The sequence below is a fragment of the Mycobacterium sp. C31M genome (assembly GCF_053345865.1).
Genome location: NZ_JBKFAX010000023.1, coordinates 56,633 through 83,279, shown reverse-complemented (window position 1 = coordinate 83,279; position 26,647 = coordinate 56,633). Strand labels below are relative to the sequence as shown.

The following is a 26,647-nucleotide window of genomic DNA, read 5'->3' as shown; positions in this document are numbered from 1 at the left end:
CATTTCGTCAGTTTCGACGAGGCCAGCTAGCGTTTCCCCCGAGGCTGCCAGAGCACCAGGGCCGTACTCGGTTTGCGCATCCGCTCCACCTCAGCGGTCAGCTCGGCCACCCGGCTCTGCAGCGCCTCCACCTGATTGGTCAGCTCGATGATGCGTTTGATCCCGGCGAGGTTGACACCTTCGTCCTGGGACAGCCGCTGCACCTCGCGGAGCAGATCGACGTCGTGCTGCGAGTAACGTCGACCTCCTCCGGAGCTGCGCTGCGGGCTGACCAATCCCAGCCGGTCATAGGTGCGCAGGGTCTGCGCATGCATCCCGGCCAGCTCGGCGGCCACCGAAATGAGAAAAGTCCGGGCAGAAGAGCTGGGGTCACGCTTGCTCATGTGACATTGCCCGCCCAGCCGGCACGCGGATCGAATCCGGTGGCGCGCTCGGCCTTTGCATAGGTCTCCAGGGCCTCGGCCGCCTCACCTTCCAGGTTCGGCGGTACCGCGACCTTCACCGTGACCAGCAGGTCACCGTGACCGCCGGACCGTTTGGGCACACCGCGGCCGCGCACCCGCAGGATCCGGCCGTCGGAGGTGCCCTTGGGCACCCGCACGCCGACCTTGCCCTCCAGGGTGGGAACGGAAAGCGTTGTACCCAGCGCCAACTCGTGGAAGGCCACCGGGACGGTCACCGTCAGGTCATCGCCGTCCCGGCCGAACACCTTGTCGGCGCGGACATGGACCGTGACATAGAGGTCACCCGAGGGCGCACCGCGCAGCCCCGCCTCGCCCTGACCGGCCAGTCGAATCCGCTGTCCGTCCTCGACACCCGGCGGGATCCGGACGTTGATGGTGCGAGTCCGGGTGGTGACACCGGTGCCCTTGCACTCGTCGCAGGGGTGCTCGATGATCGACCCGCTGCCGCGGCATTCGGTGCACGGCTCGGAGAAGCCGAACGCACCCTGATTGCGGTTGATGACCCCGGCGCCGTTACAGCTGGGGCACACCTTCGGGCTGGTGCCCGGGCGTGCGCCACTGCCATGGCAATTGGTGCAGGGGGCCGGGCTGGTGAGCCGCAAGGGCATCGCCACGCCCTTGGTCGCCTCCAGGAACGACAGCTCGGTCTCGGTCTCCAGATCGTTGCCGCGCCGGGGGCGGCTCGGCCGGGGCTGCTGAGCTCCCCGGCCGAACAGCCCACCGAACAGATCGCCGATGTTCGCCCCACCGGCCTGGCCGGCCTGGTCGAACAGGTCGCCGAGGTTGAAATCGGCACCCTCACTGGAGAATCCGCCGAATCCACCACCGGCACCACCACCGCCGCGACGGCCGAAGCCACCGTTGGCAAACAGCCGACGGGTCTCGTCGTACTCCTTGCGTTTGGCGTCGTCGGTCAGCACTTCCTTGGCCTCGGAGGCGGCCTTGTACCGCTCCTCGGCCGCGGCGTCGCCCGGATTGCGGTCCGGGTGGTTCTCGGCCAGGATCTTGCGCGCGGCGCGCTTGATCTCGTCCTTGCCGGCATCAGAGGTGACACCGAGCTCCTTGTAGAAGTCCTTCTCGACCCATTCACGTTGGGCCATACGTCACCTCCTCTAGCGGACTAGTCTTCTGATTCTGCGGGTTGTGCACTGCCGGCGTCGGCATTCTCGACCGTGTCGACCACACCGACCATCGCGTGGCGGACCACGACGTCGCCGACCTTGTAGCCGCGGCGCATCACGGTGCCCACTACCGGAGCCGATCCGTCACCCTCATGCTGGACGGCCTCGTGCAGCGATGGGTCGAAGGGATCGCCCTCGGCGCCGAAGGAGCTGAGCCCCAGCCCCTCCAGGGTGGTCGCCAACTTCTCGGCGACCGCCTTGAGCGGCCCGGATTCCAGGTCACCGTGGCTGCGGGCGCGATCGAGATCGTCGAGAACACCCAGCAGCTGGGTGATGACGCCGACCTTGGCCCGGTCCGCGGCGACCTGCTGGTCGCGCAGCGCACGCTTGCGGTAGTTGGCGAATTCGGCCTGAACCCGCTGCAGATCGGCGGTCAGTTCGGCGACCTTGGCGTCATCGGCCGAGGCCGGCTCCTCAGGGGTTTCCTGAGGAGCCGACTCCTGCTCACGAACTTCGCCGGTCTCCGGGTCGATGCGCCGTTTGTCGGTGATGGTCACCGGCTCTTCGTGCGAATCGGCCTGGCTCACTTGCGCTCCTGGTCATCCTCGACAACCTCGGCGTCCACCACGTTGTCGTCGGCGGCCGCACCGGACTGACCGTCGGATCCACCGGCGGCCTGCTCGGCCTGGGTGGCCTCGTAGATCGCCTGGCCCAGGGCCTGGCTCTCGGTGCCCAGCGTCTCCATAGCCGTCTTGATGGCGGCGATATCGGTGCCGGCCAACGCCGTCTTGGCCCCGGCGATGGCGCCGTCGACCTTGGCGAGGGTCTCCTCGGGGACCTTGGAGCCGCCCTCGGCCTCGCGCTGTTCCTTGACGAACTTCTCCGTCTGGTAGACCAACGACTCGGCCTGGTTGCGGACATCCGCCTCTTCGCGACGCTGACGATCCTCGTCGGCGTGCGCCTCGGCGTCCTTGATCATCCGGTCGATCTCGTCCTTGGACAGGCCGGAGCCCTCCTGGATCTTGATCGTGTTCTCCTTGCCGGTGCCCTTGTCCTTGGCGGTGACGTGCACGATGCCGTTGGCGTCGATGTCGAAGGTGACCTCGATCTGCGGCACGCCGCGCGGGGCCGGCGGGATGCCGGTCAGCTCGAAGGAGCCGAGCAGCTTGTTGTGCGAAGCGATTTCGCGCTCACCCTGGAACACCTGGATCTGCACCGACGGCTGATTGTCATCGGCCGTGGTGAAGGTCTCCGACCGCTTGGTCGGGATGGTGGTGTTGCGCTCGATGAGCTTGGTCATCACGCCGCCCTTGGTCTCGATACCGAGCGACAGCGGGGTGACGTCAAGCAGCAGAACGTCTTTCACCTCACCCTTGAGCACACCGGCCTGCAGCGCGGCACCCGCGGCGACGACCTCGTCGGGGTTGACGCCCTTGTTGGGCTCCTTGCCACCGGTCAGTTCCTTGACCAGGTCGGTGACGGCGGGCATCCGGGTGGAGCCGCCGACGAGCACGACGTGGTCGATCTCGCCGACCGAGATACCGGCATCCTTGATGACCTGCTGGAACGGCGCACGGGTGCGGTCGAGCAGATCCTGGGTGATGCGCTGGAATTCGGCGCGGGTCAGCTGCTCGTCGAGGAACAGCGGGTTCTTGTCGGCGTCGACGGTGATGTAGGGCAGGTTGATCGAGGTGCTCTGTCCGGAGCTCAGTTCGATCTTGGCCTTCTCGGCGGCTTCACGCAGCCGCTGCATGGCCATCTTGTCCTTGGTCAGGTCGATGCCGCTGGTGCTCTTGAACTTGTCGACCAGCCATTCGACGATCCGGTCGTCCCAGTCGTCGCCACCGAGGTGGTTGTCACCGGAGGTGGCGCGCACCTCGACGACACCGTCACCGATCTCCAGCAGGGACACGTCGAACGTGCCACCACCGAGGTCGAAGACCAGGATGGTCTGCTCCTTGCTGCCCTTGTCCAGGCCGTAGGCCAGCGCGGCCGCGGTCGGCTCGTTGACGATGCGCAGCACGTTCAGGCCGGCGATCTGGCCGGCTTCCTTGGTGGCCTGGCGCTCGGCGTCGTTGAAGTACGCGGGCACCGTGATGACGGCGTCGGTGATGTCTTCACCGAGGTAGGCCTCGGCATCGCGCTTGAGCTTCTGCAGGATGCGGGCGCTGATTTCCTGCGGCGTGTAGTCCTTGCCGTCGATCGCGACCGACCATTCCTTGCCCATGTGACGCTTCACCGAGCGGATGGTGCGGTCGACGTTGGTGACCGCCTGGTTCTTGGCGGGCTGGCCGACCAGCACCTCGCCGTTGCGCGCGAACGCGACGACCGACGGGGTGGTCCGGGAGCCCTCGGAGTTGGCGACGACGACGGGGTCGCCACCTTCCAGCACTGCGACGACGGAGTTGGTGGTCCCGAGGTCGATACCGACCGCACGAGCCATAGTTGTTGCCTCCTGAGTTGGCTTGAATAGGTATCTGAGTGAACCTCGCTCAAGCCTGCACCTGAGAGGATTGTCCTGTCAAGTCAGACTTGAGTCTGTTTCACTCAAGTTGTCAATCTGCTCAACGGGGTGCCGTCCGGATTTGTTCCCGGGCCCTGCGCACGCAGGTCAGCGCACCCTGGCCAGAAACTGCCGCACCACGCGGACGAACTCCGCGGGCTGGTCATACGGCACGATATGGCCGGCGTCGGCAATCGTGACCAGCCGCGAATCCGGCGTCAGCGCATGTGCCGCTTCGAGCGCGGCCTCCCCCACCAACGGATCACGGTCACCCCGCATCCACAGTGTCGGCACCGCCAGCCGGTGCAGCTCAGGTGCCAGGTTCAGCCGCATCGCCCGCGGCCCGTAGGCGGCGACCTGCCAATCGTCGAGCGCTGGCTCGCCGTGCGTGTCCTTGGCTCGCGCCTCCTCGACGGCCGACGCCATGATGCGGCCGAAGCCCGGGGTGTCGACGCCCGCGGTCAGATTGGCCGCCAGCGAGGACCGAATCACACCGGGGAACCGGGCCAGCAGCCGGCTGGACAAGCGCAGGACACCCGGCGTACACATGGTCGCCCAGGTGAGGAATTGGTAGGGGCGCCGGTCGTCGATGCCGCCGGGGCCGATCGCCACCAGGCTGCGCACCCGGTCGGGGTGGTCCAGGGCGAAGCCCACCGCCACGCCGCCGCCCATCGACAGGCCGACCAGTCCGACCCGGTCCAGCCCGAGCTCGTCGAGCAGCGCCAGGACGAAACGCCGATAGAAGGTGTCGTCGAGCCATCCGGTCCACGGCCGGCTGCCGCCGTGCCGGGGCATGTCGATGACGTACACACGATGGTCGCGCGCCAGCTCCGGGATGACGTCGTGCCACACCCCCTTACCGGTGTCGAGCATGGCACCGTGCAACAGCAGTAGCTCCGGACCGGACTCGCCCGCCCGGTACAGCCGGACGGGGCCGCCGCAGATGGTCAGATCGATATGCGACATCAGATCTCCTCCAGCGCACGGAGTTGGGCGGCCAGCTTGTCGAGCAGGGTCACCTGCGCACGTCGTGCGGCTTCGGCATCCACCGGCGCTTCGGTGGCCAGGCCGCGCCCGAGCAGATCAGCGAACAGCCCGACGGCCTCGCGGAGTTGGTCATCGGTGCCACCGGGCGCGTTCAGCAGCCCGATGGTGAAGACGCCGAGCATGCGCACCAAGGGATCGAGGGCCACGTCGGGGTCGATGACGCCGCTGCCCTGTAGGGCGGCGACGTATTCGGCCAGCCAGTCGAACCGACGCTGGTAGCGGTCGTCGGTCACGCCGCGGACATGGCTCCCGAGGATCGCCTCGTCACCGAGGTAGAGCGCGCGCATCAGCGGCTCCGTCAGCAGCGCCTCGACGCCGAACCGGTAGGCCGTGGGCAGGTCGACGACATCGGCGGCTTCCAGAACGCGGCGATGCACGTCGGCGGTGAGCACTCCCATGCTGCGGATCAGCGTCGCGTCCAGGATCGCCGACTTGTCCGAAAACTCAAGGTAGACAGCACCTTTGCCAATGCCCGCCGCGGTCGCGATATCGGCGATGGTGGTACTCGACCACCCCTTGTCGAGCGCGAGGCCGCGAGCCGCCGCCAGGATGCGCTCCCGCCGGTCCGGGATGCATGGCCGGGGCATGGCCCACCTTTCGTAGTGACCGAATATGCAACTTTGGTCACTACGACTCTACTCAGATGCGGCGAAACTCGCGTACCCGGGGTTCCGACGGCCGCCGCGCGAACCCCGGGTACGCGAGTTTCGCCAACAAAATAGGGGGCTCAGGTCACCGAGCTGATCAGCGCCTTGCACAACGGCATCCCGACACCGAGATGGCGCTCCTGGACGGTGTTCGGCGCGATCACGGTGACCTCGCCCCAACGCGGGCACGGCCCCTCGGTCTCGGGATGGGTGTCACTGGACTGCAGGTCGGCGACGGCGTTCTCACCGGGCTGCAGGGTCAGCAGCGGCGCCGCGATCTGCTCGCGGCGCTCGACGTGTACCGCGGGCCCGGTCTCGTTGACGATGTCGGCGCCCGGATAGCCCTGCAGCGTGCACGTCTTGGCGGTGACGTTCTCGAACAGCAGCACCAGCCGGTACTCCGAGCCCTGCGACTCCAACGGTTTGTTCGACACCACCAGGTCGACGTCGGTGCACGGGACCGGAGTCGTATCGACAACCGGCGGAGCGGTGACGGTCACCGTCACCGGCGGGGAGGCGACGACGGTCGTGGTCGGCACCGGAGCCGAGGCCGCCGGCGTCGAGTCAGCAGGCGCCTCCCCGTCGCCGGAGCATCCGGCGAGCAATGCTGCGGCCAGCACCGGCAGCGACGACACGAGAATCTTCATGCAAGTAGGAAAAGGCCTCGGGTCGACTACCGATCCCAATTTCGCCGTTCGGCTCCTAAGGTGACTCCCAAGGCCGACGGTGCGATCCGATGTCCGATAAGTGCAGCGCAATAGGTAACGTGCCGTAAGCCACGGCAAAGGATCAGGGTCGATCGCAGAGCCGTCCACTCATCATGTAACAGGGGGTCGCGCCAACCGTGACACAGCAAATCTCCGATCCCGACCCCGCCGACGACAGTGTCGTCGTCGAACCGGCCGAGCCGATCGAGACCCCGGAGCCCGAACATGTCGAGGGCACCGTGACGGACAAGGCCCCGGTGAAGCGCAACGGTTTTCAGCGGCGGGGGTTCCGTATCGCCACGCCGCTCGGAGATATCGCGATCGCCATCCGCACCCCCAAACAGCGGCCCGTCGTGCCGAAATGGTTCGACCCGCTGGGCCTCACCGACCGTGCCGTCGACGCCGCCAAGACCGGCCTGAAGCTGGCCACCTGGGGCGAGGAACAGGTGGCGACCTACGTCAAGAACCGGCTGGAGTCCATCGACGCCAACCCACGGCCACTGCAGCCCGCCCAATCCGAATCCTCGGCCCACGACTCGCTGCACACCAAGCTGGGCCGGCTGCTGGACCGGGCGCTGGACCAGAGCACCGCGGGCAGCCAGCAGGAGCTCTACCACCGGCTGCTGGACCAGCTGGTGGCCGACGAGGCACGCATCATCGGCGCGCTGTCCGACGGCGCGTCCTCTCCACTGGTCAACGTCTACAGCCGGTCCCGCAATCAGGTCGTGCTGCAAAATGCGTGCCTCATCGGGCGCACCGCAAACGTCGCACTTCCGCAAATGGTCCCGCAGTACGTCGATCATCTGCTATCCCTTGGTCTGGTCGAGACCGGTCCGGAGGACTCGTCCAGGAAATCCGACTACGAGGTGCTGATGGCCGAACCGATGGTGCTGAAGGCGGTCAAGGGTGCCTCCAAGGGTCCGCTGCTCGCGCGGACCGAGAAGTTGTCCCTGAGTTTGTCAGCGCTCGGCAAGGGCCTGTGGGCGGCTGCCGTCGCCAATGACTAGTGAGACGATTCTCGCGATCCAGTCCTGGCATGAGATCGCGGCCGATTTCGAGGTCAACTGGTTCATCTACCTGTCCATGCCGTTCATCGCTGCGTTCGTCGGCTGGAGCACCAAGATCGTCGCGGTCGAGATGCTCTATCGGCCAATGGAATTCAAGGGCATCGGCCCGTTCGGCTGGCAGGGGATCGTGCCGCGCCGGGCAGGCAAGGTGGGCTCCAAGACCATCGAACTGCTGACCCAGAATCTGCTCAAACCCGAGGAGCTGCTCGAACGGGTCGATGCCCGGGAGGCGGTCGAGGCACTCCGCGAACCCCTGACCGAGGCCATCGACGAGGTCTCCCGTGAGATCGCCGAGCAGATCCGACCCGGCCTGTGGGACGCCCTGCCCGACCAGGCCCGCCGCGCCATCCAGAAGCGCATCCAGGACGAGACACCCCGCGTCGTCGAGTCGTTGCTCAACGAGATGCGAGCCGATCTGCCCCGGTTCGTCGACGTCCAGTTCCTGGCCGTGACCACGCTCGTGCGCAACAAGGACAAGCTCAACAAGTTGATGCGCGGCATGGGCGACGACGCGATGGCGTTCGTCCGACGCAGCGGTATCTACTTCGGGCTGGTCATCGGCGTGGTGCAGATGTTCGCCTGGGCGCTGTTCCAGAACCCGTGGATCATGCCGGCCTTCGGTTTCGGTGTCGGTTTCATCAGCGACTACATCGCGCTGAACATGTTGTTCCGGCCCATCGAGCCGAAGAAGTACCTGGGCTTCATCCCGTTCCAGGGGCTGCTGCACGCGCAGCGCGACAAGGTCACCCGCGATTACGCGCGCATCCTGGCCGACGATCTGTTCTCCCCCGAGATCCTGTTCGACGGGGTGTTGCGCGGACCGGGTGCCGACAAACTGTTCAGCCTGGTCGGCAAGGAGGTCAGCGCTGCGATCGACTCCCAGACCGGCGTGGCCACGCCCCTGGTCAAGTTGGCGGTCGGCACCCAGCGCTACAACGCACTGAAGGACAACCTGGTCCAGATCGTCTTGGAGCGGCTGCCGACGACACTGGTCGAGGCTCAGGACTACGCCATGAAAACCCTCGATCTGGAGAACACCATCATCGACAAGATGGGCCAGCTCACCAACGAGGAGTACGAGTCCATCCTGCGGCCGGTGTTCAAGGATGACGAACCCACCATGATCGCGGTCGGCGCCATTCTCGGTGGCGTCGTCGGCGAGCTCCAGGTGGTGATGATCGAGCATTTCGGCCGCGAACCCGAGGCCGTCAACGCACTGCCCGAAGTCGTCCGCCTCGCCCTGCATCAATAGCCGGAATAACCTGCCGACCCGACCCGTTGAACCAGCCGTCCCATTAAACTAAACTGATCGTACAGTTCAGTTAAGAGTCAAAAGGCTGGTCACACATCATGAGCGTTTGGTTCATCACCGGTGCGTCCCGCGGATTCGGCCTCGAGATCGCCCGCGGCGCACTGTCCCGCGGCCATCAGGTCGTCGCCACCGCACGCGACGCCGCCACCGTCACCGCCGCCCTGCCCGACGCCGGCGACAATCTGCTGGCAGTCTCATTGGACGTCACCGACCAAGCCCAGGCCACGGCGGCCGTCACCGCCGCGGTCGACCGCTTCGGCCGGATCGACGTGCTGGTCAACAACGCCGGGCGCGGCCTGCTCGGCGCCGTCGAGGAGGCCACCGACGCCGAGGTGCGCGCCGTCTACGACGCCAACGTCTTCGGCCTGCTGGCGGTCACCCGGGCGGTCACCCCGGTGCTGCGCGCCCAACGCGCAGGCACCATCGTCAACATCTCCTCGGTCGGCGGATTCGCCGGCTCCCCGGGCTGGGGTGTCTACGCCTCCACCAAGTTCGCCGTCGAGGGCCTCACCGAGGCACTGCACCATGAACTGGCACCGCTCGGGGTGCACGCGATGATCGTCGAACCCGGTTATTTCCGCACCGATTTCCTGGACTCGTCGAGCCTGCAGATCCAGGATCAGCGGATCGTCGACTACGACGACGGCCCGGCCGGGCAGATGCGGATCACCGCGGCCGACCGCAACCACGACCAGCCCGGCGACCCGGTCAAGGGAGCCGCGGCCATCATCGCCGTCGTCGAATCGGGCCGGGCACCGCTGCGGCTGCCGCTGGGCCGCGACACGGTGCACGTCGTGGAGACCAAGATCGCGCAGGTGCAGAACGAACTGGCGCTGTGGCGAGAGCTGGCCGAGTCCACCGACTTTGATGCCTGATTTCACCCGCCCCACCGGGGCACGCAGCGACCGCATCCACGCCGCCATCCTGGCCGCCACCGCCGAACTGCTCGACGAGGGCGGGCTGCCGGCGGCCACCGTGGATGCGGTCGCCGCGCGCTCGGGCGCCAGCAAGGCCACCATCTACAAGCACTGGCCGTCACGCACCGCGGTGGCGGCCGAGGCCTTCGGCGAGATGATGGCCCAGGCGCTCCCGCTGCCCGACTCCGGCGACACGGTCGGCGATCTCGTCGAGCAGGTGGTGCGGGTCTCCGCCTTCTACGCCAGCACACGCGGCACCGTGTTCGCCCAGCTGCTCGCCGCCTGCGTCGAGGACCCCGACGGCGCGGCCTACTTCCGGCACTATTTCCTGGACGGCCGCCGGGCCGCCATCACGACACTGTGGCAACGCGGACTGGACCGCGGCGATGTGCGCGCCGAGCTGGCGATCGATGACGTGATCGACATCTTGTTCGGGCCGCTGATCTTTCGCCGGATCACCGGTCACTATCCACTGACCGAATCACACGCGCGCCGATTGGCCGAAACCGCCGTGCGGGCGCTGATACCCGCCTAACCGCCGACTCGACGGTAGCCTGAAAATTGTGACGGGTGGGGCGAAACGGACAGCGGCATGCATCGGCACCGGTGGTGTCGCGCTGGCGCTACTGCTCGGCGCGTGCTCCGAGCGCACCGACGGCAATCCCGTCGGCACCGGCCCCACCGGCACCGAACCGGACTTCCCCACCTCCCGTCCGGACCGCACCACCATCACCCGCGAGCCGATCACCCCGGCACCCGCGCCACCGCCGACCACCGTGCCGCCGGGCGGTGAGAACCTGGCCCCGCGCAACGGGTACGTCTACGTCGAGACCAAATCCGGTCAGACCCGCTGCCAACTCTCCGAAAAGGCGGTCGGCTGTGAGGCCGAGTTCCGGAACTCCCCGGAGGTCGACGGCTTCCCAGCCAACGGTGTCAACGTCACCGCAGGCGGTGAAGTCACCTGGCTGACAGGCAATCTCGGCGATATCCCGACCGTCACCCTGGATTACCGCACCTACACCGCGGTCGGCTGGACCATCGTCGCGGGCGAGGACGGCACCCGGTTCACCAATGACGGCACCGGGCACGGCATGTTCGTCCGGATCGAGGGTGTGGAGACGTACTGATGAGTGTTGCCCGACGCGAACGCGCCGCACTGGTGGAGACCATGCGCGCCAGCGGCCCCGATGCGCCGACACTGTGCGAGGGTTGGACCACAAGGGATCTGGCCGCACACCTGGTGGTCCGCGAACGACGCTTGGATGCCGCGCCCGGGATTCTGGTACCCAAACTGGCCGGTTACACCGCCCGCGTGCAGGAGCAGGTCACCGCCTCCACCGATTGGCCCGAATTGCTCGGCCAGGTGGCCGACGGACCGCCGATCTATTCACCGTTCAAGGTGCTCGACCCGTTCGTCAACGTCGCCGAGATGTTCATCCACCACGAAGATGTCCGGCGTGCCGGAACCAGCTGGGAACCAAGGGTTCTCGATGAGGAGACGACGACGTCGCTGGCCAAGCAGGTTCGCCAGTTCGCGCGGATGACGCTGTCGAAGGCGCCGGCTACGGTCTCGCTGCGCACACCGGACGGCACCGTCCTGGCCACCGCGGGCAAGGGCGCCCCGGTGACCGTCACGGGCGATCCGGGTGAACTGCTGTTGTTCGCCGTCGGCCGCGAACCCGCCCGGGTGGAATTCGACGGCACCGCCGAGGCAGTCGCCGCGGTGACGGCCAGCCACCGCGGCCTGTAGCCGATGTCCGCGACCATCGACGACTACTCGTGGTGGCGGGAGTTTCGGCCCGAATGGGCCATGGCGCACTGTGTCACCCTCGTCGGTGACGCCAACCCGGCCCAGGTGCTCGACATGCTCGACGGCGCCGCCGTGGCGCGGGTGTCCGGGATCGACGATCTGATCGAGCGCAGCCTCGACCACTGGGGCACCAGCCATAATCCGAACGCGGCGATGATCGGCGTGACCGATGCCGGCAACGGCTGGTCGCTGATCGCCGAGGTGAACGGATACATGGGTGTCACAACGGAACTCATCGAATCGGCCTCGGCGGGCCGCACCATCGTGTCGCACTTCCGCAATGTCAACGGGGTATCACGATTCAACTGGTGGCGCGGCGGTGAGCTGCTGACCGATCTGGATCTGCTGTTCCCGACGGAGCGTTTCGGTACCCAGCCCGATGCACTGCTGCCCGATATCGCGGCCGTCGGCATCCCGCTCGATGTCGACGACGTCTCCTCGCTCGATCTGAGCGCCGCCGGTTTCGCGCTCGCCGAGTGCATCACCGGGGTCACCTGTACACCCGAGATGTTCGAGCGGTCCGAGTTCTCCGTCGCGATCGTGCCGATGCCGCCAAGCTAGGGTGGAACCCATGTCCAGCATCGATTTCCGGGTATTCGTCGAACCGCAGCAGGGCGCGAGCTACGCCGACCAGCTCGCCGTCGCCCGTGCCGCCGAGGAGCTGGGGTATTCCGCGTTCTTCCGGTCCGACCACTACCTGGCGATGGCCGGCGACGGGCTGCCCGGCCCCACCGATTCCTGGGTCACGCTGGCCGGTATCGCCCGTGAAACCACCACCATCCGGCTGGGCACCATGGTGACCTCGGCCACCTTCCGCCACCCCGGTCCGTTGGCCATCGCCGTCGCCCAGGTCGACGAGATGAGCGGCGGCCGCGTCGAACTCGGGATCGGGGCCGGTTGGTTCGAGGCCGAGCATCAGGCGTATGCCATCCCGTTCCCGCCGCTGGGCGAACGGTTCGAACGACTGACCGAGCAGCTGCAGATCCTCACCGGCCTGTGGGACACCCCGGTCGGACAGACCTACGATTTCACCGGCACCCACTACACGGTCAAGGACTCCCCCGCGCTGCCCAAGCCGACACAGCAGCCGGTCCCGATCATCATCGGTGGATTCGGGCCCAAGCGGACCCCGGCACTCACCGCACAGTTCGCCGCCGAGTTCAACATCCCGTTCGCCTCGCTGGAGGACCTGACCGCCCAGTACGACCGGGTGGCCGCGGCGGTGGCCGCCGCGGGCCGGGCCCCGGAGTCGCTTACCTATTCGGCGGCGTTTGTGCTGTGCGCCGGTGCCGACGAGCCGGAGCTGACCCGCCGCGCCGCCGCGATCGGCCGGGAGCTCGACGAGATGCGCGGGAACTCGCCGGTGGCCGGCACCCCCTCGGAGATCGTCGACAAGCTCGGCGCGTTCACCCGGGCCGGGGTGCAGCGGGCCTACCTGCAGGTACTGGACATGTCCGATCTGGACCACCTGGCGTTCTTCGCCTCCGAGGTGATCCGGCAGCTGGACTGAGTGCCCGCTACGATCGGTGGCCGTGACGGGCGATCCCAAATGGCATGAGCGAACGCCCACCCTTCTCGCCGCGAGTGTGGCCGGGTTGGTCGCCATCGGATTGGTGGTCTGGCTGTCCCTTTTTGTGGTCCGTCAGGTCAACGAGCCTGTCCCGCCGCCGGAATATGTGACACCGACCTTCGCCGACGAATCCAGCGCCACCTCGACCACCACCGGATCGACCTCCACCACCAGCAGCTACGTGCCGCCGGAGACCAGCGACATCCTGGCCCCGTCAATCACGTCGTCCTCGGAGACCACGACCACACGGCGGACCCCGCGCTCCCGGGAACGCGATGAGGACGACGAAGAAGAAACCACCACCACCCGCCGGCATCGGCAGAACGAGACCCGGACGCTGTACCCGAACTACCCGACGCGCTAGCGGCCGAGAGCGTGGAACTCGGCGACCAGGGCCTCGGCGCTGCGGACCGCCGCCCGGCAGGCGCGCGCAGTGAACGGGTCGTTGAGCGGGTGCTCGGCACGCCGGCGCCAACGTTGGGTGGCAGCGAACGCGGCACGCGGCCCGTCATCGGGGGCGAGTGGGCCGAGCCCCAGCCTGCTGGCCGCATCCGTGCCGGCGGCACCGATCATTCGACGCAGCGAGGCCATCTCTTCCTCGGTCAATGTGGTTGGCCGCGAACGTAACTGGCTCAGCAGCCGGAGTTCTTCGAAGGCGTGGGTGTCGGCCAGCAGTGGGTCGATGTCGGCCTGGATCTGTCGTGCCGCGTAGATCGGGTTCACCACGACGATTCGGCGCAGCGCCAGCAGCGCGGTGTGCGCCTTGAGCAGATCCGAGCGTTGCGCGAACTGCTGGTCGATGACATCGCGCAGTGCGATCAGACCGCTGCGTTCCAGCAGTTCGTCGGCCAGTGCCACCGAGTCGCCGATCCCGGCGCGCAGCACCGCGATCGAGATCCGCAGTCCGAACATGCCGAACCGCTCCAGCAGCGCGGCACGGGTCGCGGCGTCCACGGGCAGGGTGTCGTCCTCGCGGACGAACCGGTCCACACTCAGCATCGCCTTGGTCAGTTCCGCGGGTTCAGCACCGGCGAGCTTCTCCAGCGCGACGAACTCGCTCTGCCGCAGGGTGCGCGCAGTCAGGGCGAGCAGCCCCGACACCGGCACCACGGCCTGGCAGATCCCGGTCTTGTCCATCTCGGCGGTGAACCGGGTGGCCACATCGCGGGCCGACAGCATGGCGTCGAGCCGGCCTGCCCCGATCTCGTCGGCGCGCGACGCCACCCCGATCACCCCCAGCGCGCCGGATGCACCGGCCTCCCCGCCGACCAGCTCGCCGATCTGTTTGAGCAGCGCGATATCGGCGGCATTGAGGGTGCGCAGCAGGAACACCACGGCGTCGACACGTGGCACACCGTCCTCGGGGACCAGGAGTCGCAGGGTGCGTTCGGAGACATCGCGCGACAACGAGGAGGTGCCCGGGGTGTCGATGATGGTGGCGTCGATCAGCTCGGCGGCCGGCCACTGCACGTCCAGGTCGTCGATATCGTCGGGGTTCAGGCCGGCGAAACTGAATGTCAGGCTGCGTTGCTGCTCGCCGGCGGTCCGGGCGATCGGCACATTGGACCGACGGCCGTCGCGATGGTTGGCCGTCACCTTCGGTGTCGGTCCGTGCCGGAAGGCGGTGACGATGCGCGTGGCCTCGGTGGCGTCGGTCGGGGCGATGTCCTCGCCCACCAGCGCGTTGACCAGTGTGGACTTACCGGCCTTGAGGGTGCCGGCCAGCGCGATGCGCATCGGCTCGTTGAGCCGGTCGCCGATGCGGGCCAGCTCGGCGTGCACCTCGGGCCGGTTCCGGTAGGCCGGATCCGCCTGGTAGGCCCGGATGGTGCCGCCGAGGATGGCGCGCACATGTTCGCTGGTACTCATGACCTGGCCAGCTTAATCAGCTTCAGGCAACCAATTTGTCGGTGTTCTCGATGACCTGTCGCAGGATGTTCGTCTGCCGCTGCAAATCCTTGATCCGGGTGTCACGCTCGGCCTGCTCCAGCTTCGCCGCGGCGAGCGCGGCCTGCAATGACTCGTTGAGCGAGCGGCTGGTCTGGTCGGCGATGCTGCGGTAGTGATCGCGCAGCTGGCGCTGGATGGCCCGCAGCCGGTCCCGGGATTCCTTGTTCACCACGAACGAGACGTCGTCGACGAAGCGGCGCATGTTGGTCTTGGCCTCGTTGCGCACCCGCAGCATGCGGTTCTCCATGTCTTCCTTATAGGCCTTGCGGCCCAACAGGAATCCCGCGCCCAGCGACAGCGGGTTGAACATGCCCAGCCCGGCGAAGCTGGTGAGCATGCCGAACATCAGGATGCCGCCGTAGGAACCACGCATACCGGTGACGACCTTGTGACCGGCCTTGATCGGTTTGGCCTCCAACCGCGCCAACGATTTGAACTCACCGAACCCGGCCCCCATGTCGCGGGCGCTTACCTGGGGCAGTTCGACGGCGTCCAGACCGGCCTCCATGAACAGCCGGGCGACCTCGGCGGCCAAGGCGTCGGCACGCTGGTAAGCCCAGACGAAGTTGTCCCCGACGGCGGTGGCGACGGCATCCTCGAGCTCGGCCCCGATCTCGGCCCAGTGGTGGGTGGGGTCGCAGCCGTCGATGACCTTCTCGGTGTGAGCGGTGATGTGCCGGAAGCGGTTTCGCAGGTCGTGGTCGATATCGGCAGTCAGGTCCGCGATACCGTCGTTCAGCGTCTGCTGCCACAGCGCGGTCTGCTGCAGCGCATCCTGCGCCTCGGCCTTGCGGCGTTCCAGCTCCGCGGTCAGCTTCTCCCGGGTATCCGGATCATCCAGTGCGGCCAGTTCGGTGTCGATCGACAGCCGCAGATGTTCTGCGGCGGCGCGGATTTCGCTGACCACATGGTCACGGATCCGGTCGTTCTCACGCGACATCACCCGCTCGGAGAGGAACTTGATGATGGCCGGGAAGTTCGACTCCTCGTTGAGTTCCTTGTCGTTGAGCGAGATCGCATGTCCGCGCAGCACCGAGCTCGACGGGATGACCGGCACGTCTATCTGGGCACGCTGCAGGTGCGCGGTGTCGACGGCGACGATGTCGCGCCAGTGCGGGTACAGGTCGGTCTTGGTGGCGACGACCGCCGCGACCGGGCAGATCTCGACGGCCTGACGGATGAAGGTCAGCTCGGGTTCGGTGAACTCCTGGCTGGTGTCACTGACCATCAGGACCGCATCGGCGTCGGGCAGCAGACCCAGCGTCGCCGACAGGTGCGGTTGTCCGTGCCCGCCGACGCCGGGGGTGTCGATGAAGGCCAGTCCGTTCTTGAGCATCGGGCTGGGCGCGCCGACCTCGACCCGCAGCACCTCGCGGCCCTCGGCGGCCGGCCAGCGGCGCAGATCCTGTTTGAGGTCGGTCATCACGATCGGCACGTACTCCAGACCTTCGGCGCCCATCACCACCAGACGGGCGGTGGGTTCCTCGGCGTGCGAGACGACGGTGGCCAGCACGGTGCTCTCGTCATCGCCGACGCGGGCGACCGGCAGGTTCAGCAGCGAGTTCAGCAGCTGGCTCTTGCCCTGTTTGAGCTGACCGGCGATCACGACCCGCACCTGCGGGTCGGTGATCTTGGCCTTGGCCACCCGCAGCCGCTCGATCAGGTCGTTGCGGTCGTAGAGCTCGGCGATCTTGGTGGTGTGGTCGATGAGTTCGACGATCACCTTGACCTTGCGCGGGTCAGAGTGGGTCTGCGCGTTCGTCTTCATCGGTGTCCTCTCCTGACCATCAAACCGTAGGCGTGCGAACTGGCGGGGACCAGGAAGCGGTCCCCGCCAGTTCTCGGTGTCCGGTCTTGTCAGAACAGCCCGGCGTCGACGTTGGTCTCGATGGTGGTGTCGATCTCGTTGTTGAGCTCGACGGAGTTGTCCACTGAATTATCGATGTCGGTGTCGACGTTCAGGGAGTTGTCGACCAGGGTGTCGTCGGCGCTGTTGTCGATGACACCGGAGTTGTCGACGATGACGATGCCGCCGCCGTTGCCGCCGGCCCCACCGTCGGAGTTGCCACCGCCGAGCAGGCCGCCGCCGGCCACCGAGCCGCCGCCGTTGCCGCCGCTGGTGTCGACATCGTTGAGCACCGGGCCCTTGTTGTCGGAGATGATGTCGTCGCCGGCGATCTGCGAGTTGTCCTCGACATCGTTGTCGTCGCCGATGATGACGGGCGAGTGGTTTCCGGTCTCGACGTCGACCTTGGTGTTGTCGTCACCGACCACGATGTCCTCGCCGACGACGTTCTCGTCGCCCACCACGATGTCCTCGCCGACGACGTTCTCGTCGCCCACCACGTTGCCGTTGCCGGTGGTGATGGTGCCGGCGTTGTCACCGTCGACCACGACGCCGCCGTCGGTGGCGGTGTTGGAGGTCTTGTTGCCGAAGGTGATGTCACCGAAGCCCAGGTTGAACCCGCCGACCTGGGAGTTGGCGCCCGAGCTCTGGTCGGGGCTGAGGAACTCAGCGTTGGTCCGGTTGTGGCTGGCGATATCGGTTTCGGGGGCGAAGGTCCGCTGCGGGGCGTACATCGGGGCGAACGAGTTGGCGATGCTGTGATGATCGGCGACCGCACGCTGCAGGCCGAGCACCGGGTCGCCGCCGCCGAGGGCCACGCCGGCCGGGGCCGCGGTGGCGGCGACGGCCTGCAGCTGGGCGGCAGTGACGTTGGGCAGACCGGCATCGCGCATGGCCTGCTCGGGGTTGGCGACAAATGCGCCGGCCAGGTCGGGGCTGCGGAACAGGTCGAGGATGTAGTCGATGATGGTGGTCATGTCAGTGCCTTTCGTCGTGGTCTGAATCTGTCTGGAGTTCGTGTCGCTGGCTGTCCGGCGATCTGGAGACAACGTTATGGGCCCACCGGCATGGCGGAAACGGGGCAGAATCCCCTCCTGAACCAACCCCGTACGGGGCCTAGGGGGATGCCCCCATTAGGGGATTAGGGGCTGGTGTCGGGGTAGCCGACGGCACATGAAAAACGCCCGCCCACATGTCTGTGGGCGGGCGTCGCGGTCGGAGATCAGTCGAACAGGTCGAGGTCCGGATGCGCGGGGTCGACCGGCGCGTCCGGCGCGGCCCAGACCGGGACATCGGCCTCGAAGACCGGGTCGACGATCGGCACCTCGTCGATCACTGGACTGACCAGTTGATCCTGCGGTGCGAACACATCGTCGATGCCACCGACCTGGGTGACGACCTCGGGCGCGGTGTCGACGATCGCCGGAATATCCAGATCATGCAGGTCAGCGACCGAGACCGGTACCGAGTCGTCGATTCCGAAGGCATCGAAGGCGGCGGTGGCCGCGCCACTGGCCCAGACGTTGGCATCGGCGACGGGACCCGACGAGGCCGCAGAACCCACCGCCGCGACAGACTCGGACACCACCGGGATCAACTGGTCGACGTCGGCGCTGCTGACACCGACCAACCCGGCGGCAGCGATCGCCTGCGCAGGATCGGCGGCGTACTGCGCCGCGACGTCGGGATCACGCACCAACGCCATCACGAAGTCGAGCAGTGAATTGCTCATGAGTCCCCGTCCCTGTTCCGTTACACCTGAAGCTCGTGCACCGATGTTATCGACGGAAGTGTCCATCGAGATCGGTGTTGAACCCACCTGTCGGCAACACCCGTTAGGGGATGACCCATTAGGGGTTCCGACACGTTAGGGGGATTCCCGCGGCGGCGGTATCCCAGCCGATAAGGTGTGGGCTGACTCATGAGGAGAGGGGCTCAATCGATGAGCGACTCGCTGGGGTTGTCCGTCGGGACGACCAATCTGGTGGCCGCCCGCGACGGGCGGGCGCCGGTCGTCCGCCGGTCGGTGCTGACCGTGTTCAACGACCGGGCACCCGAGGTCGGCGTCCCCAGCGAGAACCCGAACCTCGACCGGCCCGGCCTGGTGCTGGGCGGGTTCGTCGATCGTGTCGGCGACCCGGTTCCGCTGGTGGCCTCCGACGGCTCCTCGCACCGCGGTGACCAGGTGCTCGCCGAGGCGTTGGACGCCATGGCGCACACCGTCGGCGGCGGTAATCCGATCACCATCGCGGTGCCCGCGCACTGGACGGGCAATGTGGTTGCGGCCCTGCAGGCGGCGCTGCGCAACAAGCCGGGCCTGTCGGGCGCGGCGGTGGTGCCCGATTCGGTGGCGGCGCTGGCGGGTCTGCGCGCGGCCGGCGGTCTGCCCGCGGCCGGGGTGATCGCCCTCGTCGACCTCGGCGGCAGCGGCACCAGCATCACGCTGGCCGATGCCGGGGCCCAGCTCGCCCCGATCGGCACGACCCTGCGCTACCCCGATTTCTCCGGTGACCATATCGACCAGGCGCTGCTCAACCATGTCATCAGCGGTATCACCGCGGCCGGTGACGCCGACCCGGCCGGGACCGCCGCCGTCGGATCACTGGGCCGGTTGCGAGACGAATGCCGACGCGCCAAGGAAAGGCTGTCGGCCGATACTGCGACAGCGGTGCCCGCCGAGCTGCCCGGGTTCAGTTCCGATGTCCGGGTCACCCGGGCCGAACTCGATCAGCTGATGGAGACCCCGCTGGCCGGACTGCTCGGTGCGATCGATGAGTTGTTGCAGCACAACAACATCGACCGCAGCGATCTCGCCGCGGTCGCGACGGTCGGTGGCGGCGCAGCCATTCCGCTTGTCACCCAGCGACTTTCGGAGCGGCTGCAGGCCCCGGTGCTCACCGCCCCACAGGCGGCCACCGGTGCCGCGGTGGGTGCGGCGCTGGTCGCCGATGTCGCCTCCGAGGCGGGCGCGGCGACCGGGCTCGCGCCGGTGGCGACGCCGGATTCCGCCCCCACCGGGATGGCGCCGACCATGGGCTGGGCCGGTGCGCCGCCCGCCGAGGAGGGTCCGTCGGGCGGCCTGGCCTGGTCCCAGGACGAGGACGCCCCGACCGGCGAGCCGGTCCCCTATCAGGGTCCGGATTACCAAACCGGTTACACGCCAAGCCCTACCGAGGCACGCCCGCAACTGGAATTCGCCACCGGTGAGGACGATGGCCCGGCCGAGCCCGCGCCACTGCCCTGGTACAAGCGTCCGCCGCTGCTGTTCGGTGCGGCCGCCGCGGCCGCCCTGGTGGCGATCGGCGGGCTCGCCATCACCCTGACCGGGACCAGCAGCCCCAGCGGGCCGGTCACCGAGACCGCGACCAGTTTCTCCACCGAGCCGGTGCGGACCACCGAGACGGTGACCGTCACGGGTGAGAACGGCGTCATCACGACCTCGGAGATCCCGCCGCCTCCACCGCCCCCGTCGAGCAGCACCACGACGACCACGACGCCGTCGACCACCTCGTCGACCACGACCACCACCACGACGACCACAACGACGACGACCACGACAACCACCACCACGACCACTCCCCCGACGACGACCACTCAACCGACCACCACCCAGCCGGTGACGACAACCCAGCCGGTCGTCACCACGACGGTGCCTCCACAGCCGGAACCCGAGCCGGAGCCCGTCGAGCCGGTGGTGCCGGATCCGGTTGATCCCGGCGACGGTTCGGCCTAGTTCGGCCGTGATCCCGGCGCTGCTGCAGGCCCCGACCGTTCCGGTCCGGGTGCTGGTCACCGGCGGAATGGGAAGCGGTAAGACAACCCTGCTGGGCTCGGTGCGTGGGGCACTGCGCGATGCCGGTGTGCCGGTGTTGAGCCGGTCGCCACGTTCCGGCGATCCGGATGGTGCGGCCCTGGTCATCGACGACGCCCACCTGCTCGACGATGACGAACTGACCCGGCTGGCCGACCACGCCGCCGCCACGGACCGGACGGTGGTGGTGGCCGCCGAACCGCTCGCCCACCACGACGGGTTGCGCGCCCTGACCGCGGCGCTCACCCGCGAGTCCCCCGCGGTACATCTCGACCCGTGGACGGGTGCTGAGATCCACCGGTTCGTCGCCGAGAAGTCCTTGGCCACACCGGATTTTGTGCAGGCTGTATCGACGGCGACCGGCGGCGTGGCGTTCCTGGTGGCGGCCGCAGTCGCCGCTCCCGCCCGCCCGCCCACCGACTCGGCCCGGTTCGCCCTCATCGAGCGGCTGCGGCGGCTGGACCAACCGATCCTCGACACGCTGCTGCTCGGTTCGCTGGGCCCCGGCCTGGGACCCGATGACGTCGCCGCAGCCTTGCGGGTCGACCCGGACCGGGCGCAGGTGTTGATCGACCGCGCCCACGCCACCGGGTTGCTGGAACCGGGCCGGCACCGCGCCTTCGCCCGCACCGTGCACCGCGCCGCAGCCGAAGTGGTCGGCACCGCCCACCACCACGACATCGAGATGTCGCTGCTGCGTTCACAACTCGAGATGACGACGCTGTCCGCCGAGCTTGCGGTCAACCTGGCCGAACACGGTCTGCGCGATCCCGGCCTGGCCGAGGCGCTGACCGCTCTGGCCACCCAGCACGCCGACCGTCCGGTGCAGGCGGCCCGGCTCTACCGCGCCGCCGCCGACGCCGGTTCGACCGAGCCGAGCACCGAACTGGCCGACGCGCTGGCCCTCACCGGGGACTGCGCGGCCGCCGCCGGGCTGGCCGATGACCTGCTCGGCTCCACCGACCCGGTGCAGCGCGCCGCGGCGGTGCGCATTGCGGCAAGCATCGCCATGCATGACGGTGCTGCGGCCCAGGCCGCGGATCTGTTCGGCTGGCTCGGCCCCTACCCGGACGCGTTGATCGGATCGGCCGCGACCGTCGTCGCGGTGGCCGCCGGTGATGCCGCAGCCGCGCGGGCCGCACTGGATGTCCCGGACTCCGGGCCGCCGACCTCGACCGCGCGGGCGGCCCGCAGTCTGGCCGTCGGACTGCTCAGCACGCTCGACGAACCGTTTCCCACCGCGATCGCGAAACTGAGTCAGGCAATCAATGCCGACCGGCCGATCGGTGCGGTCATCCCGGACAGCCCTCCGGCGCTGGTCACCCTGGCAGCGTTGCACGGGGGCGACGCGGTGCGGGCGCGCAGCATCATCGGGCGGGCGGCCCGCGCCGACGGCGAGGTGTTCACCTCGCACCGGCACCGGCTGCTGCTGGGGTGGTCCCGGATGCTCGACGGACAGCTCGCCGGCGCCGCGGCCGAGCTCGCGGCGGTCGACGGCGCGGCATTGCACCGCCGGGACGCGCTGTGGGCGGCGACGTTGCGTACCGCGATCGCTCGCCGCGGTGGGGACAGCGGTGCGACCCAGCAGCACTGGTATGCCGCCATGGAGGTGTTGGCGGAGTACTCGGTGGATCTGTTCTCGCTGCTGCCGCTGGGCGAGCTGTGGGTCGCGGCCGCCCGGCTACGGCAGGTCGACCGCATCCAGCACCACCTCGACGCGGCGGCGGCCCTGCTGGATCGGTTGGGTCGGCCGGTGCTCTGGGCGGTGCCACTGCACTGGTCCGGGGTGCACGCGGGCATCCTGGCCAACGCGCCGGATGCGGTCGCACCACACGGGCATGCGCTGACCGCGGCGGCCGCACACAGCCCGTACGCCCGCGCGCTGGCCGCCGCCGGGCGCGGCTGGCTGCGGGTGCTGGCCAATCAGGTGGACGCCGATGAGGTGACGGTGGCGGCGCGCGGTCTGGCACAGTTCGGACTGACCTGGGATGCGACCCGGTTGGCCGGCCAAGCGGCGCTGCAGACCCCGGATCCACGGGTCTCCGGGGTGATGCTGCAACTGGCCCGCGACCTCAAGGTCACCATCGCCGACGACGGTGATGTTGCACACACCACCGATACCGAGGTGCGCGGCGCGGTTGCGGTGCGTGCCGCGCCACCCCCCGAGTCGTCGCGGCCGGCGTCCTCACGGCTGTCGGAACGCGAGCGCGAAGTCGCCGAACTCCTCCTGCTCGGCATGCCCTATCGCGACATCGGCAGCCAATTGTTCATCTCGGCCAAGACCGTCGAACATCACGTTGCCCGCATCCGTCGGCGCCTCGGCGCGGAGTCCCGATCGGAGATGTTGTCGATGCTGCGAGCCCTTCTCGGCACCCCTGCCTGAATCGGTTCAATCGGGTAACCAACCGACTAGTTAGGTCAGCCTTGCTAGCGGTGCCCGGAATCGTGATGTAACTATGAGCAGGCAAATAGCCTAAGTTACTCATCAGTAACCAGCCTTAAGTTACCGATCAGTAACTACATCTCGGGAGGCACGCGGTGCAACACACGCTCGAAGTGGCCAGGTTGGTCATCGCCATGCTGGCGACCGCCGTCGTCTTGTACTTCGCCGCCAAGCGTGTGCTGTGGCTGACCAAGTTGATCAACTCCGGCCAGAAACTCGGCGACGAGCGCGGCCGCAAGGACGACATCGTCACGCGCTTCCTGAACCAGAACAAGGAAGTCTTCGCCCAGTCGAAGCTGCTGAAGTGGTCGATCCCCGGTATCGCGCACTTCTTCACCATGTGGGGCTTCTTCGTCCTCGGCTCGGTGTACGTCGAGGCCTTCGGTGTGCTGTTCGACCCCGAGTTCCACATCCCGTTCGTCGGCCGCTGGGCGGTGCTGGGCTTCCTGCAGGACTTTTTCGCCCTCATGGTGCTGCTGGGCATCGTGACCTTCGCGATCATCCGGGTGGCCCGCGAACCCAAGAAGGTCGGCCGCGACTCCCGGTTCTACGGCTCCCACACCGGTGGCGCCTGGGAGATCCTGTTCATGATCTTCCTGGTCATCGCCACCTACGTGGTGTTCCGCGGTGCCGCGGTCAACGTGCTCGGCGAGGCCTTCCCGTACCAGTCCGGCGCATTCCTGTCCGACGGCATGGCCTGGCTGCTCGCCCCGCTCGGTGCGACCGCGAACATGTGGATCGAGACCATCGCGCTGCTGGGCCACATCGGCGTCATGCTGGTGTTCCTGCTGATCGTGCTGCACTCCAAGCACCTGCACATCGGTCTGGCTCCGATCAACGTCACCTTCAAGCGACTGCCGAACGGCCTGGGACCGCTGCTGCCGATGGAGCACAAGGGCGAGCCGATCGATTTCGACGATCCCGCCGAGGACGCGGTGTTCGGTCGCGGCAAGATCGAGGACTTCACCTGGAAGGGCTACCTCGACTTCACCACCTGTACCGAGTGCGGCCGCTGCCAGTCGCAGTGCCCGGCCTGGAACACCGGTAAGCCGCTGTCCCCCAAGCTCGTCATCATGAACCTCCGCGACCACATGTTCGCGAAGGCGCCCTACCTGATCGAGGGCAAGCCGATGCCCGAGGAGGGTTCGGTCGACTTCGCCGAGCTGGGCGACAGCCTGCACGGACACGGCGTGCCCGAGGACGGCTTCGCCCGCATCGAGGGCCACGGCCCCGAGCAGGCACTGCGCCCGCTGGTCGGCACCGCCGAACAGGGCGGCGTCATCGACCCCGACGTGTTGTGGTCCTGCACCAACTGCGGCGCCTGCGTCGAGCAGTGCCCGGTGGACATCGAGCACATCGACCACATCGTCGACATGCGCCGCTACCAGGTGATGGTCGAATCCGAGTTCCCCGGTGAGCTGGGCGTGCTGTTCAAGAACCTGGAGAACAAGGGCAACCCCTGGGGCCAGAACGCCAAGGACCGCACCAACTGGATCGACGAGGTCGACTTCGATGTCCCGGTCTACGGCCAGGACGTGGAGTCCTTCGACGGCTTCGAGTACCTGTTCTGGGTCGGCTGTGCCGGCGCGTACGAGGACCGCGCCAAGAAGACCACCAAGGCCGTCGCCGAACTGCTGGCTACCGCGGGTGTGAAGTTCCTGGTGCTCGGCACCGGCGAGACCTGCACCGGCGATTCCGCCCGCCGCGCCGGCAACGAGTTCCTGTTCCAGCAGCTGGCCGCGCAGAACATCGAGACCATCAACGAGCTGTTCGATGGTGTCGAGACGTCGCAGCGCAAGGTCGTGGTGACCTGCCCGCACTGCTACAACACGATCAACCGCGAGTACCCCCAGCTGGGATCCGACTACCAGGTCGTGCACCACACCCAGCTGCTCAACCGGCTGGTCCGGGACAAGCGGCTGATCCCGATCAACCCGGTCGGCCAGGAGGTCACCTACCACGACCCGTGCTTCCTGGGTCGCCACAACAAGGAGTACGAGGCTCCGCGTGAGCTGGTCGGCGCCGCCGGCGCGAAGCTCACCGAGATGCCCCGCCACGCCGACCGCGGCCTGTGCTGCGGCGCCGGCGGTGCCCGGATGTGGATGGAAGAGCACATCGGCAAGCGCGTCAACCAGGAGCGCACCGAGGAGGCCCTGGACACCGGTGCCTCGGCGATCGCGACCGGCTGCCCGTTCTGCCGCGTGATGATCACCGACGGTGTGGACGAGGTCACCGCCGACTCGGATCGGCAGAAGGCCGAGGTGCTCGACGTGGCGCAGCTGCTGCTCGCCTCGCTGGAGACCAGCGTCTACACGCTGCCCGAAAAGGGCACTGCCGCAAAGTGGTCCGCGGAGCTGGCCGAGAAGCGTGCCGAAGCCGAGGCCGAGGCGGAAGCCGCGGCTGCAGCCGCCGCCCCGGCGGTCGAGGAAGTCGAAGAAGCAGAGGACGACGCTCCCGCCGCGGCCTCCGAGGCCAAGCCGGTCACCGGTCTCGGGATGGCTGGCGCTGCGAAGCGTCCGGGCGCCAAGAAGGCCGCCGCACCGGCAGCCGAGGCAGCACCTGCTGCAGCCCCGGTCAAGGGTCTGGGCATGGCCGGTGGCGCCAAGCGTCCCGGCGCCAAGAAGGCCGCCGCTCCTGCGGCAGAGGCCGCTCCGGCTGCCGAGACTCCCGCAGCTCCGGTCAAGGGACTCGGCATGGCCACCGGCGCGAAGCGTCCGGGAGCCAAGAAGGCCGCGCCCGCTGCGGCCGCTGCTCCGGCTGAGGCTGCACCGGCCGCCGAGGCCGCTCCGGTCAAGGGACTGGGCATGGCCGCCGGCGCCAAGCGTCCCGGCGCCAAGAAGGCCGCTCCGGCAGCCGCGCCTGCGGCTCGGGCAGCTGAGGCAGCACCGGCCGCCGAAGCCGAGCCCGCCAAGGCCGAACCACCCGTGGTGGGTCTGGGTATCGCCTCCGGCGCACGCCGTCCCGGGGCCAAGAAGGCTGCGGCGCCGAAGGCCGCTCCCAACGAGGATGAACCGACGGTCACCCAGCCGCCCAACGTCGATCCGGATCAAGCGCAGGCCGGCGCCAAGGAAGAGACCGCGGATTCCGATATGGGCCTGGAAGCGGCCAAGCCGGAACCGCCGGTCGTCGGACTCGGGATCGCCGCCGGGGCACGCCGTCCCGGCGCCCGCAAGGCCGCGCCGAAGGCGGCAGCTCCCGCGCCGGCCGCACCCGCCGAACCCGAAGCCGAGCCGGAAGCTGTTGAGCCGGAAGCCGCTGTCGAGCCGGAAACCGAGCCCGCCGAGGAAGCCGCAACCGAGGCCCCGAAGCCGTCGTCCAACGGTGACGATCGTGTCGTCGGTGACGAGGCACCGGTCGTCGGGCTGGGCATCGCCAAGGGAGCGCGGCGCCCCGGCAAGCGCTAACCCTCTCCGCGATTTGTGGAGTTGTACC

Annotated in this window: 23 protein-coding genes; 12 read left to right on the top strand and 11 right to left on the bottom strand. The window is 68.1% G+C overall.

Annotated elements, in window-relative coordinates; all coding sequences use genetic code 11:
* Positions 1-26: 26 nt before the first annotated feature.
* The 7 genes from ACLBYA_RS27910 to ACLBYA_RS27880 form a co-directional block, all read right to left on the bottom strand.
* Positions 27-383 (bottom strand): heat shock protein transcriptional repressor HspR, encoded by a 357-nt coding sequence (locus ACLBYA_RS27910; RefSeq protein WP_447712722.1) that lies wholly within the window; start codon positions 381-383, stop codon positions 27-29.
* The gene (gene dnaJ, locus ACLBYA_RS27905) at positions 380-1,564 is read right to left on the bottom strand and encodes a molecular chaperone DnaJ (protein WP_447712721.1); all 1,185 of its coding nucleotides are present in this window, start codon (positions 1,562-1,564) and stop codon (positions 380-382) included. Before dnaJ ends, ACLBYA_RS27910 begins: the two co-directional genes overlap by 4 nt.
* A 20-nt stretch (positions 1,565-1,584) precedes the next feature.
* Positions 1,585-2,172, bottom strand: coding sequence for a nucleotide exchange factor GrpE (gene grpE, locus ACLBYA_RS27900; RefSeq protein WP_447712720.1), 588 nt, complete (start codon positions 2,170-2,172; stop codon positions 1,585-1,587).
* On the bottom strand, positions 2,169-4,028 hold the full coding sequence (gene dnaK, locus ACLBYA_RS27895) for a molecular chaperone DnaK (protein WP_447712719.1): 1,860 nt from the start codon (positions 4,026-4,028) through the stop codon (positions 2,169-2,171). Before dnaK ends, grpE begins: the two co-directional genes overlap by 4 nt.
* A 168-nt stretch (positions 4,029-4,196) precedes the next feature.
* A complete protein-coding gene (locus tag ACLBYA_RS27890) occupies positions 4,197-5,054 on the bottom strand; it encodes an alpha/beta fold hydrolase (protein ID WP_447712718.1) in 858 nt (285 codons plus the stop codon).
* Positions 5,054-5,722 carry a TetR/AcrR family transcriptional regulator gene (locus ACLBYA_RS27885; protein ID WP_447712717.1) on the bottom strand — a complete coding sequence of 223 codons (669 nt, stop codon included), beginning with the start codon at positions 5,720-5,722 and terminating at the stop codon, positions 5,054-5,056. Before ACLBYA_RS27885 ends, ACLBYA_RS27890 begins: the two co-directional genes overlap by 1 nt.
* A 140-nt stretch (positions 5,723-5,862) precedes the next feature.
* On the bottom strand, positions 5,863-6,429 hold the full coding sequence (locus tag ACLBYA_RS27880; RefSeq protein WP_447712716.1) for a DUF4232 domain-containing protein: 567 nt from the start codon (positions 6,427-6,429) through the stop codon (positions 5,863-5,865).
* A 197-nt stretch (positions 6,430-6,626) separates the two neighbouring features.
* Here ACLBYA_RS27880 and ACLBYA_RS27875 point away from each other — a divergent pair, with 197 nt between their 5' ends.
* The 9 genes from ACLBYA_RS27875 to ACLBYA_RS27835 all read left to right on the top strand — a co-directional run bounded on the left by ACLBYA_RS27875 (position 6,627) and on the right by ACLBYA_RS27835 (position 13,529).
* Positions 6,627-7,496 (top strand): Abi-alpha family protein, encoded by an 870-nt coding sequence (locus tag ACLBYA_RS27875; protein WP_447712715.1) that lies wholly within the window; start codon positions 6,627-6,629, stop codon positions 7,494-7,496.
* Entirely contained in the window at positions 7,489-8,808 is a 1,320-nt protein-coding gene (locus ACLBYA_RS27870; protein WP_447712714.1) for a DUF445 family protein, read from the top strand. The genes ACLBYA_RS27875 and ACLBYA_RS27870 overlap by 8 nt, the downstream gene beginning before the upstream one ends.
* A 98-nt stretch (positions 8,809-8,906) precedes the next feature.
* Positions 8,907-9,743, top strand: coding sequence for an oxidoreductase (locus tag ACLBYA_RS27865; protein ID WP_447712713.1), 837 nt, complete (start codon positions 8,907-8,909; stop codon positions 9,741-9,743).
* Positions 9,736-10,320: a TetR/AcrR family transcriptional regulator gene (locus ACLBYA_RS27860; protein ID WP_447712712.1), complete on the top strand. Its 585-nt coding sequence runs from the start codon at positions 9,736-9,738 to the stop codon at positions 10,318-10,320. The genes ACLBYA_RS27865 and ACLBYA_RS27860 overlap by 8 nt, the downstream gene beginning before the upstream one ends.
* Before the next feature lie 28 nt (positions 10,321-10,348).
* Positions 10,349-10,912, top strand: coding sequence for a hypothetical protein (locus ACLBYA_RS27855; RefSeq protein WP_447712711.1), 564 nt, complete (start codon positions 10,349-10,351; stop codon positions 10,910-10,912).
* Positions 10,912-11,535 (top strand): TIGR03085 family metal-binding protein, encoded by a 624-nt coding sequence (locus ACLBYA_RS27850; protein WP_447712710.1) that lies wholly within the window; start codon positions 10,912-10,914, stop codon positions 11,533-11,535. Before ACLBYA_RS27855 ends, ACLBYA_RS27850 begins: the two co-directional genes overlap by 1 nt.
* 3 nt (positions 11,536-11,538) lie before the next feature.
* On the top strand, positions 11,539-12,156 hold the full coding sequence (locus tag ACLBYA_RS27845; protein ID WP_447712709.1) for a DUF6461 domain-containing protein: 618 nt from the start codon (positions 11,539-11,541) through the stop codon (positions 12,154-12,156).
* 10 nt (positions 12,157-12,166) lie between these two features.
* Positions 12,167-13,105 carry an LLM class F420-dependent oxidoreductase gene (locus ACLBYA_RS27840; RefSeq protein WP_447712708.1) on the top strand — a complete coding sequence of 313 codons (939 nt, stop codon included), beginning with the start codon at positions 12,167-12,169 and terminating at the stop codon, positions 13,103-13,105.
* Between the two features lie 22 nt (positions 13,106-13,127).
* Positions 13,128-13,529, top strand: a complete 402-nt coding sequence (locus ACLBYA_RS27835) for a hypothetical protein (protein WP_447712707.1) — start codon at positions 13,128-13,130, stop codon at positions 13,527-13,529.
* On the opposite strand, the gene ACLBYA_RS27830 is transcribed toward ACLBYA_RS27835, so the two are convergent.
* From ACLBYA_RS27830 to ACLBYA_RS27815, 4 genes are all read right to left on the bottom strand, one after another.
* Positions 13,526-15,034, bottom strand: a complete 1,509-nt coding sequence (locus ACLBYA_RS27830; RefSeq protein ID WP_447712706.1) for a dynamin family protein — start codon at positions 15,032-15,034, stop codon at positions 13,526-13,528. The two genes, ACLBYA_RS27835 and ACLBYA_RS27830, sit on opposite strands and share 4 nt — an antisense overlap.
* 22 nt (positions 15,035-15,056) lie before the next feature.
* Positions 15,057-16,883 (bottom strand): dynamin family protein, encoded by a 1,827-nt coding sequence (locus ACLBYA_RS27825; protein ID WP_447712705.1) that lies wholly within the window; start codon positions 16,881-16,883, stop codon positions 15,057-15,059.
* A gap of 89 nt (positions 16,884-16,972) precedes the next feature.
* Positions 16,973-17,938 carry an IniB N-terminal domain-containing protein gene (locus ACLBYA_RS27820; RefSeq protein WP_447712704.1) on the bottom strand — a complete coding sequence of 322 codons (966 nt, stop codon included), beginning with the start codon at positions 17,936-17,938 and terminating at the stop codon, positions 16,973-16,975.
* 245 nt (positions 17,939-18,183) lie between these two features.
* Positions 18,184-18,693: an Rv0340 family IniB-related protein gene (locus tag ACLBYA_RS27815; RefSeq protein WP_447712703.1), complete on the bottom strand. Its 510-nt coding sequence runs from the start codon at positions 18,691-18,693 to the stop codon at positions 18,184-18,186.
* Between the two features lie 210 nt (positions 18,694-18,903).
* Here ACLBYA_RS27815 and ACLBYA_RS27810 point away from each other — a divergent pair, with 210 nt between their 5' ends.
* From ACLBYA_RS27810 to ACLBYA_RS27800, 3 genes are all read left to right on the top strand, one after another.
* A complete protein-coding gene (locus tag ACLBYA_RS27810) occupies positions 18,904-20,694 on the top strand; it encodes an Hsp70 family protein (protein WP_447712702.1) in 1,791 nt (596 codons plus the stop codon).
* Positions 20,695-20,701: 7 nt separating this feature from the next.
* Positions 20,702-23,155, top strand: a complete 2,454-nt coding sequence (iniR, locus tag ACLBYA_RS27805; RefSeq protein ID WP_447712701.1) for an isoniazid response ATPase/transcriptional regulator IniR — start codon at positions 20,702-20,704, stop codon at positions 23,153-23,155.
* A gap of 194 nt (positions 23,156-23,349) precedes the next feature.
* A complete protein-coding gene (locus tag ACLBYA_RS27800) occupies positions 23,350-26,619 on the top strand; it encodes a heterodisulfide reductase-related iron-sulfur binding cluster (RefSeq protein ID WP_447712750.1) in 3,270 nt (1,089 codons plus the stop codon).
* The last annotated feature ends 28 nt before the right edge of the window (positions 26,620-26,647 follow it).